Genomic DNA, 12,608 nt, shown 5'->3' on the forward strand with positions numbered 1-12,608 from the left:
GTCCGCCGTCACCGTTCTCCCATGCCGTCCTCCGCCACCGTCCTCCGCCCATTCCGCCGCTACTGCCCTTCCTGCCGCCCTCGCCCTTCTGCCCGCCCTCGCCCTTCCGCGCCGCCCCTCCGCAGCCTCCGCCCCTACGTCCCGCCCGCCGGTCCCGCCCCGGGGACGGGGACCACCACCGGCATCGTCATCCGCACCATCGCGGGTGCCGCCGCGTGTGCGGAGACGGGAGCGGACAGCAGCGGGACGCCCGACGGCACCGAGGGTGTCGCGGCCGGGCCGGTGGGCGGCGCGGGTGGCGTGGTCTTCGTCGGGGGACGCGCGGGGGAGACCGTCGGCGTCGCCGCGTCCGGACGGGGCCGTGTCGCGCGGGGCCCGATGCGGTGCAGCCGCCCGGTCAGCGACGTCCGGTGCAGCGGTGCCTGTTGCAGGGGAACCGGCTTCCGGGGGAAGGAGGCGTCCGGGGCGTTGGGGTCCGAGGCGGCGGGGACCGAAGTGTCGGGGGCCGGGGCGACGGCAGCGGGTGCGGCCGGCCCGGTGGGGGGTGTGGTGCCGGTGGGTGCGGTGTCGTCGGTCCGGGTGTCCGGGGCCGGTCTGTCGGCGTCCGCGGCGGGTGCCTCGGCGTCCTGGCTCGCGCCGTCGCGAACTCCCGCGTCAGCGGCGGTTCTCGGCGCGGTGCCGTCCCCCGCAGCGGGGTCGTCGTCCGCCGGTACGCACACCGCCGCGACCCCGCACGGCACCTCTCGCGTCGCGAAGGGCAGCCGCAGCACGCCCTCCCGGGTCCACAGGCCGCTGCCGGTCAACCACCCGTCGGGTGCGGCGAGTTGGTGCAGGCGGCGGTCCGAGGGGCGCCACACGCCGACCCAACTGCCGTACGCGGGACCTCCGGCTCCGGGCGCCCGGTCGATCCGTACCGCCACCGCGCACGACTCCGGCGTCAGCACCTGGCCGGGCTGGGCCGCGAACGGGGTGACTGTGCAGTCGCCCACGCGCAGCGAGTCCGGGAAGCGGACCGGGCGGGTGCTGCCGAGCACGCCCCAACCGAGCCGGTCCTCGCCCGGCGCGTCCGAGCGGATGAGGAGCAGACCGCTGTCGGGGTCGGCGAGGAGCAGACGGTCGTCGCTCCGTTCGGCGATCTGCAGAAGAGGGGTGACCTCACCGCCGCGTTCCAGGTCGACGGCCACCGACTTGACCACCTCGCCGTCCCGCGAGGCACGGTCCAGGGCGAGCATCCGCCCCGTGCGGTCCAGCCACACCCCGCCCGCGCAGCGCCCCGGCACTTGCGCCACGTGCTCGGGGCCGAAGGCGCCGCCCGCCACCAGCCACAGCGCCGTCGTGTGCGGGCCGACGGCGAGCGCGTAGGCGCGACTGCCGCCCGGGGCCGGGGGGAGGAGGGTCAGAGTGCCCTGATCCGGACCGAACTCAATGGCACCGAGCGGGAGTTCGCCCGTGGCCGGACCCGTCGGGTAGAGCAGGGAGAAGAGGTGCCGGCCCGCCGCCTCCCGGTGGATCAGCACCCGCCCGTCGGCCAGCGGCAGCACCTCCGTGCCGGGCTCCTCGGGCTGGTCGGCCGGGAGCGGCACCGCGTACGGCTCCGGGCCGCCGAGCGTCCACCGCTCCGGGAACCGGGCCTCTCCCTCCCCGGCGAGCCTCGCCGCGTACGAACCGTCCGCGGCGATCGTGAACCCGGGGCGCCGCACCGCACCGCCCTCCGGGGCGGTCTCGATGGCACAGGCTGTCATGTGAACCGTCACCTCCGCCCGCGACGCTAGTTTTCCGCTTTCCCACCGGACAACGCGAGTCACGCCACTTCACACATAAGGGTGGCCGTCCGGCCGTTCCAGCGAAAAGGGGGAGAAGGTTGTGCTGGGACGAGGGGGCGGTGGAGGGACGTAAGGTAAGGATTACCTGAATTCGTCGGCTCCCGGGTGTACGTGTCACCTCTCCCGCGCGCAGTCCCGCTCCCCGTGCGGGACAGCCGACGAACGACCCCTGCACGCAGTCCGGAAGCGAGTCCCCCCATGTCCTCCATACGCCGTCGCGGTACCGCCGCGGTCTCCCTGGCCCTCACCGCCGCGCTCGTCCTGTCCGCCTGCGGAGGCGGCGAAGGGGACGGCGACGCCGCGGGCGAGAAGAAGGCCGACGGCGGAAAGTCCGTCGCGCAGGGCGGCAAGGACTTCGGGGACGCCCGGAAGAAGACCGCCGCCTTCGGGACCGACGCCGCGGCCGGCCAATTCCCGCGCACCCTCACCCACGCCATGGGCACCACCGAGCTCAAGGCAGCCCCCCGGCGCGTGGTCGTCCTGGACGTCGGCGAGCTGGACAACGTGGTGTCGCTCGGCATGCAGCCCGTCGGCTACGCCCCGGCGGAGGGTTCGCAGGCGCTGCCGGAGTACCTGAAGAAGAAGGGCTCCGGGAGCCCGAAGAGCGTCGGCACCATCAACAGCCTCAACCTCGAAGCGATCGACGCCCTCAAGCCGGACCTCATCCTGGGCAGCCAATTGCGCGCCGAGAAGCAGTACGAGCTGCTGTCCCAGATCGCCCCGACCGTCTTCTCCGTCCGCCCCGGCTTCACCTGGAAGGAGAACTTCCGGCTGAACGCCGCCGCCCTCGACAAGACCGCCGAGGCCGACGCCCAGCTCGCCTCGTACGAGAAGAAGGCCAAGAAGCTCGGTGAGGACGTCGCCGCCGCACACGACGGCAAGAAGCCGACCGTCACCATGCTGCGATACCTGCCGGGGAAGATCCGGCTGTACGCGAAGGCCTCGTTCATCGGCACCGTCCTCGACGACGCCGGTGTCCCCCGTCCCAAGAACCAGCAGGCCGACGACCTCGCAGTCGAGCTCAGCCCGGAGAAGATCGACGAGGCCGCGGCCGACTGGATCTTCACCGGCGTCTACGGCGACGCCAAGGCCACCAAGCGCGACAAGGCCGAGGCCAATCCGCTGTGGAACAAGCTGGACGCCGTGAAGTCCGGCCGTGCCAAGGACGTTCCGGACGAGACCTGGTACCTCGGTCTGGGCACCGCCGCCGCCGACGAGGTCCTCGGCGACCTCCGCGGCTTCCTCGTCAAGTAGTCGCCGGCCTGCCCCGCCCGTACGGCCGGGCGGGAGCGGCAGGCCGCGGGGGCACGGACGGCAGGTAGCCTTGCCCCCGTGCCCCGTCTGTCTGAAGTCATCGCCGCCCTCGACGCCCTCTGGCCCCCCGAGCGGGCCGAGAGCTGGGACGCGGTCGGTACGGTCTGTGGCGATCCGGACACCGCGGTCAACCGGGTCCTGTTCGCCGTCGACCCCGTCCAGGAGATCGCCGACGAGGCGGTGAAGCTGGGCGCCGACCTCGTCGTCACCCACCACCCGCTCTACCTGCGCGGGACGACCACCGTCGCCGCCGGCCACTTCAAGGGCCGCGTCGTGCACACGCTGATCAAGAACGACGTCGCCCTGCACGTCGCGCACACCAACGCCGACACCGCCGACCCCGGCGTCTCCGACGCCCTCGCCCTCGCGCTCGACCTCCGCGTCACCGGCCCCCTCGTACCGGATCCCGGCGATCCGCACGGGCGGCGCGGCCTCGGCCGGATCTGCGAGCTGGACGTGCCGGAGACGGTGCGCGAGTTCGCCGCGCGGGCCGCGAAGCGGCTGCCCGCCACCGCGCAGGGCATCCGTTTCGCCGGTGACCCGGACGCCCTCGTGCGCACCGTCGCCGTCAGCGGCGGGTCGGGCGACGGCCTCTTCGAGCAGGTCAGGGCGGCCGGAGTCGACGCCTTCCTGACCGCCGACCTGCGACACCACCCGGTCTCCGAGGCCCGCGAGCACGCGCCGCTGCCCGCGCTGGTCGACGCCGCGCACTGGGCCACCGAGTGGCCTTGGTGCGAGCAGGCCGCCGCCCAGCTCGACCGGATCTCCGACCGCGAGGGGTGGAACCTTCGGGTCCACGTCTCGAAGACGGTCACCGACCCCTGGACATCACACCTCTCCGCCCCCTTCTCTTCTCCTGGAGCCCCCAACTGAACGCCGCGCCCGCCGACCAGATCCGACTTCTCGACGTCCAGGCCCTCGACGTACGGCTGTCCCAGCTCGCCCACAAGCACCGGTCGCTGCCGGAGCACGCCGAGATCGAGTCGCTCACCAAGGACCTCAGCCAGCTGCGGGATCTCCTCGTCGCCGCACAGACCGAGGAGAGCGACACCGCCCGCGAGCAGACGAAGGCCGAGCAGGACGTCGACCAGGTCCGCCAGCGCGCCGCCCGCGACCAGCAACGGCTGGACTCGGGGGCCGTTTCCTCCCCGAAGGACCTGGAGCACATCCAGAAGGAGATCGTCTCGCTGGCCAGGCGCCAGGGGGACCTGGAGGACGTCGTCCTGGAGGTCATGGAGCGCCGCGAGTCCGCGCAGGAGCGCGCCGCCGAGCTGACGGCACGGGTGACCGCCGTACAGGCCAAGGTCGACGACGCCACCGCGCGCCGTGACGCCGCCACCGGTGAACTGGACGCGGAGATCGAGAAGGTCACCAAGGAGCGCGAGCTCGTCGTGGCCTCCGTACCCGCGGACCTGGTCAAGCTGTACGAGAAGCTGCGCACCCAGTCGGGCGGGGTGGGCGCGGCCCGCCTCTACCAGCGCCGCTGCGAGGGCTGCCAGCTGGAGCTCAACATCACCGAGGTCATGGAGGTCCGCGCGGCCGCCCCCGACGCGGTGCTGCGCTGCGAGAACTGCCGCCGGATCCTGGTCCGCACCTCGGATTCGGGGCTGTAGAACCGATGGCTCGCTCCGTGGTGGTGGAGGCGGACGGCGGGTCCCGGGGCAACCCGGGGCCCGCCGGTTACGGCGCGGTCGTACTCGACCCGCAGACGGGCGAGACGCTCGCCGAGGCGGCCGAGTACATCGGCGTCGCCACGAACAACGTCGCCGAGTACAAGGGGCTGATCGCCGGGCTGAAGGCCGCCCGCGACCTCTTCCCCGACGTGCTCGTCCACGTGCGGATGGACTCCAAGCTCGTCGTCGAGCAGATGTCGGGGCGCTGGAAGATCAAGCACCCCGACATGAAGCCGCTGGCCGCCGAGGCCGCGGCCGTGCTGCCGCGCTCGCAGGTCCGCTACGAGTGGATCCCGCGCGAGAAGAACAAGCACGCGGACCGGCTCGCGAACGAGGCGATGGACGCGGGCAAGAAGGGGAAGCAGTGGGAGCCCTCGGGTTCGGCCGCGGCCCTGGACAGGCGGGTCGCACCCGTCTCCTCGGGCGCCCCGGTGGTCGAGCCGCCCCGGGTGGTCGGTGACGCCACCGCCGGAGCGGCCAGGGCGCGGGCGGCGATGGCCGGGGCCCGGGGCGGGTCCGCACGCGCCTCCTCCGTCCCCGACGAGGGGCTGTTCGCGCTCGACGAGGAGCCGGAGGAGCTCGCGGCCTCCGACGCCCCGGCCGTCGGCTGGGGGCCGTCCGCCGACCTCGGGCAGCCCGCCGCCCTCGTGCTCCTGCGGCACGGCGAGACCCTCCTCACCCCCGAGAAGCGCTTCTCGGGGAGCGGCGGCTCCGACCCGGAGCTGTCCGCGGTCGGCCGCAAGCAGGCCGAGGCGGTGGCCGCCTCGCTCGCCGCGCGCGGCACGATCCAGGCCGTCGTCAGCTCCCCCTTGACTCGCTGCCGCCAGACGGCGGACGCCGTGGCGTCCCGGCTGGGTCTTCCCGTACGGGTCGAAGAGGGCCTGCGGGAAACGGACTTCGGAGCCTGGGAGGGGCTGACGTTCGCCGAGGTGCGCGCCCGGTACGCCGAGGACCTCGACGACTGGCTCGCCTCCCCGGACGCGGCCCCCACCGGCGGCGGTGAGAGCTTCGCGGAGGTCGCGAAGCGGGTCGAGGCGACGAGGGACCGGCTGACCGGTGCGTACGCGGGCAGGACCGTCCTGGTCGTCACCCACGTCACCCCGGTGAAGACGCTGGTGCGGCTGGCGCTCGGGGCCCCGCCGCAGTCCCTGTTCCGGATGGAGCTGTCGGCGGCGTCGCTGTCGGAGGTGGCGTACTACGCCGACGGCAACGCGTCGGTGCGGCTGCTGAACGACACCTCGCACCTGCGCTGAGCGGCATCTGCCGTACGTACGACCCCCCAGGCCCGGCACGCACTCCCCGAGTGCGCGCCGGGCCTCGTGCGTACCGTTACCGCAGTGCCGCCGCCTCGCGGGCGAGGGACTCCACGCGTGCCCAGTCCCCGGCCTCGATCGCTTCCTGCGGGAGCATCCACGTGCCGCCCACGCACCCGACGTTGGGGAGCGCGAGGTAGGCGGGGGCGGAGGCGGGGGTGATGCCGCCCGTCGGGCAGAAACGGGCCCGGGGGAGCGGGCCGGAGAGCGACCTGAGGTACGCGGTGCCGCCGGCGGCCTCGGCCGGGAAGAACTTCATGTCGGTGACGCCGCGTTCCAGAAGGGCGACGGCTTCGGAGGCGGTGGAGACGCCCGGGAGGAAGGGCAGGCCGGAGCCCTGCAGGGCGCGCAGCAGGGTGTCCGTCCAGCCGGGGCTGACGAGGAACCGCGCCCCGGCCTCGGCGGCGGCCTCGACGTCGGCGGGGGACGTGACGGTCCCCGCGCCGACGATGGCTTCCGGTACGCGGGCGGCGATCGCGCCGATCGCGTCCAGGGCGGCCGGGGTGCGCAGGGTGATCTCGATCCCGGGCAGCCCGCCCGCCACGAGCGCTCGGGCGAGGGGCACCGCGTCGGCGGGGTCGTGCAGGACGACTACGGGCAGGACGGGAGCCAGATCGAGGGGGGAGGGGGATGCCATGGGGGCATCCTGCCGGGGGAACGTGAGGTGTGCAACGGGTGTTGCACGCTGCGCAACGAGAAGAGGTGTCCTCTCTCGGGGCGGTGCCGCCGCGCCTCGGGACGGTGTCGCCGCGCGAGGGCGAAGCCTGCTCCCGGGAGCGAAGCCGCCGGGCGGAAGGCGAGCAGCCGCGCGAGCCGCCGCGCGCGGGAGCGAAACCGCCGGACGGGAATGAAGCGGCCTCGCGGGAGTGGAGCCGTCGAGCGGGAGTGAGGCCGTCCGGCGGGAACGAAGCCGCCGGGAGTGAGTAAAGCCATGGCCCGGTGGCAGCTCCGGCCCCCGCAGCCGGCTACGCCGCGATGAGCAGCGCCTCCGCGCCGACGGCCCGGTACCCCGCCGCCTGGAAGGCGCGCACGCTCCGGGCGTTCCCGGGGGCCTGTTGCGACCAGACGACCTCCCCGGCGGGGATCAGATGCCGCGCCGACTCCGCCAGGGCGCGCCCCAGCCCCCGGTGCCTGGACTCCTCGTCCACCTCGATGGCCGTCTCCCAGCGGCCCGCCAGCCCCCGGCCGATGACCAGCACCCCGCCCCCCTCGGACTTCCAGACCCGCACGTCGTCCCGGTACTTGCGCGCCCGCGCGACCCTCGGGTGGTCCGGGTCCACGAGGGGGGTCAGTTCCAGCGGCGGCGGGCCGTCCAGTGCGGGGGCCAGGGTGAGCGAGCCGACCGTGTCCATGCGGCGGCCCGTGCGCGCCATCAACGAGGCCAGGAACACCGGGTGCAGCGAGGCGGAGAAGGGATCCGGGCAGGCCTTCTCCAGGGTCTCCCGTATCCACTCCGGGTCCTGGTCGGAGAAGATCACCGAGTGCGCCGTGAAGGCGAGCACCCCCGCGTCGCGGGGGCTCGGCTGGGGCACGACGACGGTTCGGCCGTCGGGCGCCGGGTACTGCCCCTGCGCCACGGAGGTCAAAATGTCGCGCAATGAGCTGGGCACGCGGTTCCTTTACGAGTGGTCGGAGAGGGATGGTCCGGAAAAGCAACCTTTCTACTCTACGCGCATCGACCCGGTGCCCGCACCGGGGACGCCCTCCCCCGCAGGGACCCGCGGACCCGCCGCTCGACGGTTCAGTGGATCTCCCGCACGACCACGTCCAGCGCCCACGGCTTCCCGGCCGCCGAGGGCTCCGTCGCCTCCACCACGTGCCCCAGGTCCCGCAGCGCCTCCACCAGTTCGGCGGGGGCCGCAGGCGCCGCGCCCGCAGCCAGCAGGTCCCGTACGATCCGGCCCTTCGTCGCCTTGTTGAAGTGGCTGACCACCGAGCGCTTCTCGACGCCGTCCACGACCTGGGCGTGCAGCACCCGCACCGTCGCCGTCCGCCCCGCGACCTCGCCCTTGGGCTTCCACGCCGACGCGTAGGCGGCGGACCGCAGGTCCAGCACCAGGCCGTCCCCGGCCGCTTCCGGCATGACGCGGGCCATCACGGGCCGCCAGTACGCCCCGAGCGCGCCGAGCGCGGGCAGCTTCACGCCCATCGAACAGCGGTAGGAGGGGATGCGGTCGGCGACCCCGACCGCTCCCCAGAGACCGGAGAACACCAGCAGCCACTGCCGCGCGCGCCTGCGGGCCGCCGCGTCGAGGGAAGCCAGGTCCAGGGCGTCGTACAGGACGCCGGTGTAGACCTCCCCGGCCGGACGGGTCCCGGCGGTCAGCAGGTCCGCGTTCTTGGCGACCTCACCGCGCAGCCCCTCGCTCAGGCCGAGGACGGCACGGGCCTTCTCCTCGTCCGCCCGGCACAGCTCCACCAACTCCTCCAGCACGGCCGCCCGCGCCGGTGCCAGGCCCGGGAGCGAGAGCGACTCCGGCCTCAGCGGGGCGCCGCGCCCCGCGGCGGACTTGCCTTCGGACGGCGGCAACAGCACGAGCACCGGAAAACTCCTTCGTACGTACGGGACGCATCCGAGATGCGGCGGAACCAGGCAACGGTAGTCCGTCGCGCGGCCGTACCGGACCGGAGCCTTCCGCCCGACGCGCGCCCACCCGGCCGTTTCCGCCCGACGCGCGCCCACCCGCCCGTTTCCGCCCGCACGCCGTGCCGCCGCGCCCGTACCGTCCTACGCTCGACCCATGCCCCGCCGCCATATCCATGTGACCGGCGCCGCCGAGGCCGCCCCCCTGCGGGCGGCCCTGCGCGAGCTGCGGACGACGCTGGACCTGCCCGCCGACCCGGCCGGGCCCGACGCCTTCCCGCCCGAGGTGCTGGCCGAGGCCGAGCGGGCGGCGAAGAACCCCCGGCCGCCGTCCGACCCGTACCACCTGGCCGAGCCGTACGACGCCAGGGACCTCCCCCTGTTCACCGTCGATCCGCCCTCCTCCACCGACCTCGACCAGGCCATGCACCTGGCGCGGCGGAAGGGCGGCGGGTTCCGGGTGCACTACGCCATCGCGGACGTGGCGGCCTTCGTCGTGCCCGGCGGGGCGCTGGACGCCGAGGCGCACCGCCGCGTGACCACCCTCTACTTCCCGGACGAGAAGGTTCCGCTGCATCCGCGGTCGCTCTCGGAGGGTGCCGCGAGCCTCCTGCCCGACCGGACCCGCCCCGCCCTGCTGTGGCGGATCGACCTCGACGAGGAGGGGACCGCCGTCGCCACGGACGTACGCCGGGCCCTCGTCCGAAGCCGCGCCAAACTGCACTACGCGGGCGTGCAGAGGGACATCGACGCGGGCACGGCGGAGGAGCCCCTGGCGCTGCTCAAGGACATCGGACTGCTGCGGGAGGAACGGGAGAGGGCCCGAGGCGGCATCTCCCTCAACGTCCCCGAGCAGGAGATCGAGGCGCACGACGGCGCGTACCGCCTCGCGTACCGCACCCCGCTGCCCGCCGAGGGCTGGAACGCCCAGATCTCCCTGCTCACCGGCATGGCCGCCGCCGACCTCATGACCGCCTCCGGCACCGGCGTCCTGCGCACCCTCCCCGTCGCGCCGGACGGCGCGGTCGCCCGGCTGCGGCGCACCGCGCAGGCCCTGCGCATCGACTGGCCGCACCACACCTCGTACGCGGAGATCGTCCGCGGCCTCCACCCGGCCGATCCCGCCCACGCGGCCTTCCTCCAGGAGTGCACGACCCTGCTGCGGGGCGCCGGCTACACGGTGTTCACCGACGGCGAGATCCCCGACCCCGCCGTGCACGCCGCGGTGGCCGCCCCGTACACGCACTGCACCGCGCCGCTGCGCCGTCTCGTCGACAGGTACGCGGGCGAGCTGTGCGTGGCGGCGGTCGCGGAGGCCGAGCCCCCGGACTGGGTCGTGGAAGCGCTCCCGGAACTCCCCAAGGAGATGGCCGAGGGCACCCGCCGCCAGAACACCGTCGAGCGCGAGTGCGTCGACATCGTCGAAGCGGCCCTTCTCAAGGACCGCGTCGGCGAACTCTTCGACGCCCACGTCGTCGACGTCAAGGACCGCGAACCGACGGTCGGCACCGTCCAGCTGGACAGTGCCGGCCTCGCCGTCATCGCCCGCGTCGAGGGCGGCGGGAACCTGCCCCTCGGCGAACGCATCCGGGTCAGGCTGACGCAGGCGGACCCGGGGACGGCGAAGGTCCTGTTCGCGCCCGCGTGAGGGCAGGACCGGACGCGGCGCGCCTCCGCCCCACGGCGGCCACCAGCGCCCGCGCGTCGTCCGCGTGGAAGCGCACGGTCGTCACCGGCCGCCGCGCGCCCAGCAGCGCCACGTGCTCGACCGGCTCGTGCAGCTCCACCGTCACGGAGGTCTGCGAGGCCGCCGCCAGCTCCAGCACGCCGTCCTCCTTCGCCCCGGGGTTCAGCCGCAGTTCGTACCGTACGGAGGCGATGCGCGCCGCCGGAAGCAACAGGTCCGCGTGGGCCCCCGACCGCACCCGCAGGCTCCCGTCGGCCCGTACGACATGCGGCCGGGTCACGGCGGCGGCGTGCAGCCCCACGATCAGCACCACCGTGTACACGTCCAGCACCAGGAAGACCGTCTGCACCACCGGCGCCCCGGCCAACAGGACGTGCAGCACCGCCGTCTCCACCACGCACACGAACGCGAAGGCGCCCAGCAGCGCCGCCTGCGCCTTCGCGTGCCCGAACGCGAGGACCCCGGCCCCGACCCCGTGCGGTCGCCGCGCCACCCACCGCCCGATCGACGCCATCACCCGAAGCTCGTGCCCCACCAGCCGCCGGGGCTTCTCCGGCACCAGCGCGGCCACGGCCTCCCGCGTCGTCAGGCCCCGCCTGCGCAGCGACACGAAGACGGTCAGCTCGGCCAGCACGACCGCCACCACCAGCGCCTCGACCCCGGCGAGAACGGCCCCCGGCACCCGGACGCCGCTCAACAGGCAGACCAGCACCACGAGTTCACCGGGCAACGCCACATACGCCACACCTCTGAGGATCTTCGTCACGTCGGCCCGCCCTTCCCTTCCGTCGCCGTCCCCGACGTCGGCCCGCCCTGCTCTTCCGTCGCCGTCCCCGACGTCGGCCCGCCCTGCTCTTCCGTCGCCGTCCCCGACGTCGGCCCGCCCTGCTCTTCCGTCGCCGTTCCTGACGTCGGCGCGTCCCCTTCCACCGTCGCCGTTTCCCGCGTCGGCCCGTCCCCCTCTTCCGTCGCCGTTCCCCGCCCGGCCGCGAGGCGCATCGCCTGCCGCAGAACCTCCGCCTGGGCCGGCGGGAAGTGTGCGTAAAACTCCCGTGCGAAGGTCGCGTCCTCGTCCGGCACCCCCACCCCCTCGCCCCAGATCCCGTCCGGGATGCACGAGGCCAGCACCCGCGCCGCCTCCGCCACCCGGGGATCGTCCGCCGCCGCGTCCGCCAGCGCGTCGAGGCGCGCGTACACCTCCCGGGCCCGTTCCTCCGCGCCCGGCACCGCGGCAGCCGTACGCAGCGACCGCACCAGCTGTGCCCGCACGCCGTCCGTGACGTTGGTGTCGATCAGCGCGAGGACCTCGCGGTCCTTGGCGGCGGCCTCCCCGCCCGTCGGCAGCGCCCGCAGCAGCTCGGCCAGCTCCTTCGACACGGGACCCTCGGGCGACAGCCCCCCGTCCCGCGCCTGCTCCAGCAGCCCTGCGATCCGCTCCCGTCGGCCCCGGATCTCCGCCTCCTGCGCGGCCAGGTCCTCGTCCAGTTCCCCGAGCACCTCGACCAGTGCGCGCCCCGCGTCGTCGCGCAGCACGTCCCGCACCTCGTCGAGTCCCAGGTCCAGCTCGGTCAGCCGCCGGATCCGGGCCAGCGCGACGGCGTCCCGCAGTCCGTACTCCCGGTAGCCGTTCGTCCGCCGTTCGGGTTCGGGCAGCAGCCCGACGTGGTGGTAGTGCCGTACCGCACGCGTGGTGACACCGACGAGCGCGGCGATCTCTCCGATCCGCATGGCCCCAGTAGAAACGTTGACGCCGCGACAAGGTCAAGCGCTGCCCGACGGCCCGGTAGCATGACCCGTACGGCAGACGAGCCGGGCGGACGGCCGCGTGGGGACCCCCTGGGGACCTCCCGAGGAACGTCCGGGCTCCACAGAGCAGGGTGGTGGCTAACGGCCACCCGGGGTGACTCGCGGGACAGTGCCACAGAAAACAAACCGCCTGGGGCCGCAAGGCCCCCGGTAAGGGTGAAACGGTGGTGTAAGAGACCACCAGCGTCCGAGGTGACTCGGACGGCTAGGTAAACCCCACCCGGAGCAAGGTCAAGAGGGGCCGTCGCAAGACAGTCCTGCGTGAACGTCCGAGGGCTGCTCGCCCGAGTTCACGGGTAGACCGCACGAGGCCGGCGGCAACGCCGGCCCTAGATGGATGGCCGTCTCCCCGGCCGCCGCGAGGCGACCGGGCGACAGAACCCGGCGTACAGCCCGACTCGTCTGCCG

General features: G+C 74.1%; 11 protein-coding genes and 1 other RNA gene. 6 read left to right on the plus strand and 6 right to left on the minus strand.

Annotated features, from left to right (window positions below):
• Positions 1–134: 134 nt before the first annotated feature.
• Positions 135–1,742: a hypothetical protein gene (locus ACQPZG_RS24670; protein WP_433547904.1), complete on the minus strand. Its 1,608-nt coding sequence runs from the start codon at positions 1,740–1,742 to the stop codon at positions 135–137.
• A gap of 279 nt (positions 1,743–2,021) precedes the next feature.
• Here ACQPZG_RS24670 and ACQPZG_RS24675 point away from each other — a divergent pair, with 279 nt between their 5' ends.
• The 4 genes from ACQPZG_RS24675 to ACQPZG_RS24690 all read left to right on the plus strand — a co-directional run bounded on the left by ACQPZG_RS24675 (position 2,022) and on the right by ACQPZG_RS24690 (position 6,063).
• Positions 2,022–3,077 (plus strand): ABC transporter substrate-binding protein, encoded by a 1,056-nt coding sequence (locus ACQPZG_RS24675; RefSeq protein WP_433547905.1) that lies wholly within the window; start codon positions 2,022–2,024, stop codon positions 3,075–3,077.
• Positions 3,078–3,155: 78 nt separating this feature from the next.
• A complete protein-coding gene (locus ACQPZG_RS24680; RefSeq protein WP_433547906.1) occupies positions 3,156–4,010 on the plus strand; it encodes a Nif3-like dinuclear metal center hexameric protein in 855 nt (284 codons plus the stop codon).
• On the plus strand, positions 4,007–4,750 hold the full coding sequence (locus tag ACQPZG_RS24685) for a zinc ribbon domain-containing protein (RefSeq protein WP_433549533.1): 744 nt from the start codon (positions 4,007–4,009) through the stop codon (positions 4,748–4,750). Before ACQPZG_RS24680 ends, ACQPZG_RS24685 begins: the two co-directional genes overlap by 4 nt.
• A 5-nt stretch (positions 4,751–4,755) precedes the next feature.
• Positions 4,756–6,063: a bifunctional RNase H/acid phosphatase gene (locus ACQPZG_RS24690; protein ID WP_433547907.1), complete on the plus strand. Its 1,308-nt coding sequence runs from the start codon at positions 4,756–4,758 to the stop codon at positions 6,061–6,063.
• A gap of 76 nt (positions 6,064–6,139) precedes the next feature.
• Here the strand turns inward: ACQPZG_RS24690 and eda are convergent, their stop codons facing one another.
• The 3 genes from eda to yaaA all read right to left on the minus strand — a co-directional run bounded on the left by eda (position 6,140) and on the right by yaaA (position 8,665).
• A complete protein-coding gene (gene eda / locus ACQPZG_RS24695) occupies positions 6,140–6,760 on the minus strand; it encodes a bifunctional 4-hydroxy-2-oxoglutarate aldolase/2-dehydro-3-deoxy-phosphogluconate aldolase (protein WP_433547908.1) in 621 nt (206 codons plus the stop codon).
• Between the two features lie 328 nt (positions 6,761–7,088).
• Positions 7,089–7,733 (minus strand): GNAT family N-acetyltransferase, encoded by a 645-nt coding sequence (locus ACQPZG_RS24700; protein WP_433547909.1) that lies wholly within the window; start codon positions 7,731–7,733, stop codon positions 7,089–7,091.
• A 131-nt stretch (positions 7,734–7,864) separates the two neighbouring features.
• Complete coding sequence (gene yaaA, locus ACQPZG_RS24705) at positions 7,865–8,665, minus strand: peroxide stress protein YaaA (RefSeq protein ID WP_433547910.1); 801 nt, start codon at positions 8,663–8,665, stop codon at positions 7,865–7,867.
• 199 nt (positions 8,666–8,864) lie between these two features.
• Between yaaA and ACQPZG_RS24710 the strand changes: the two genes are divergently transcribed.
• Complete coding sequence (locus tag ACQPZG_RS24710; RefSeq protein ID WP_433547911.1) at positions 8,865–10,355, plus strand: RNB domain-containing ribonuclease; 1,491 nt, start codon at positions 8,865–8,867, stop codon at positions 10,353–10,355.
• Here the strand turns inward: ACQPZG_RS24710 and ACQPZG_RS24715 are convergent.
• Positions 10,300–11,160 carry a hypothetical protein gene (locus ACQPZG_RS24715; RefSeq protein WP_433547912.1) on the minus strand — a complete coding sequence of 287 codons (861 nt, stop codon included), beginning with the start codon at positions 11,158–11,160 and terminating at the stop codon, positions 10,300–10,302. The genes ACQPZG_RS24710 and ACQPZG_RS24715 overlap by 56 nt on opposite strands.
• Entirely contained in the window at positions 11,157–12,122 is a 966-nt protein-coding gene (locus ACQPZG_RS24720; protein WP_433547913.1) for a MerR family transcriptional regulator, read from the minus strand. The genes ACQPZG_RS24715 and ACQPZG_RS24720 overlap by 4 nt, the downstream gene beginning before the upstream one ends.
• A gap of 77 nt (positions 12,123–12,199) precedes the next feature.
• Between ACQPZG_RS24720 and rnpB the strand changes: the two genes are divergently transcribed.
• Positions 12,200–12,605, plus strand: an RNA gene (gene rnpB, locus ACQPZG_RS24725) — RNase P RNA component class A.
• Positions 12,606–12,608: the final 3 nt, after the last annotated feature.

This window comes from Streptomyces sp. CA-294286 (assembly GCF_050947155.1).
In the GTDB taxonomy this organism is placed as follows: Bacteria; Actinomycetota; Actinomycetes; order Streptomycetales; family Streptomycetaceae; genus Streptomyces.

Excerpts from the sequence above, each read along its gene's own strand:
- ACQPZG_RS24720 (WP_433547913.1), bottom strand. The coding sequence starts at position 12,122 with ATGCGGATCGGAGAGATCGCCGCGCTCGTCGGTGTCACCACGCGTGCG.
- ACQPZG_RS24675 (WP_433547905.1), top strand. The coding sequence starts at position 2,022 with ATGTCCTCCATACGCCGTCGCGGTACCGCCGCGGTCTCCCTGGCCCTC.
- ACQPZG_RS24670 (WP_433547904.1), bottom strand. The coding sequence starts at position 1,742 with ATGACAGCCTGTGCCATCGAGACCGCCCCGGAGGGCGGTGCGGTGCGG.
- eda (WP_433547908.1), bottom strand. The coding sequence starts at position 6,760 with ATGGCATCCCCCTCCCCCCTCGATCTGGCTCCCGTCCTGCCCGTAGTC.
- ACQPZG_RS24690 (WP_433547907.1), top strand. The coding sequence starts at position 4,756 with ATGGCTCGCTCCGTGGTGGTGGAGGCGGACGGCGGGTCCCGGGGCAAC.
- ACQPZG_RS24710 (WP_433547911.1), top strand. The coding sequence starts at position 8,865 with ATGCCCCGCCGCCATATCCATGTGACCGGCGCCGCCGAGGCCGCCCCC.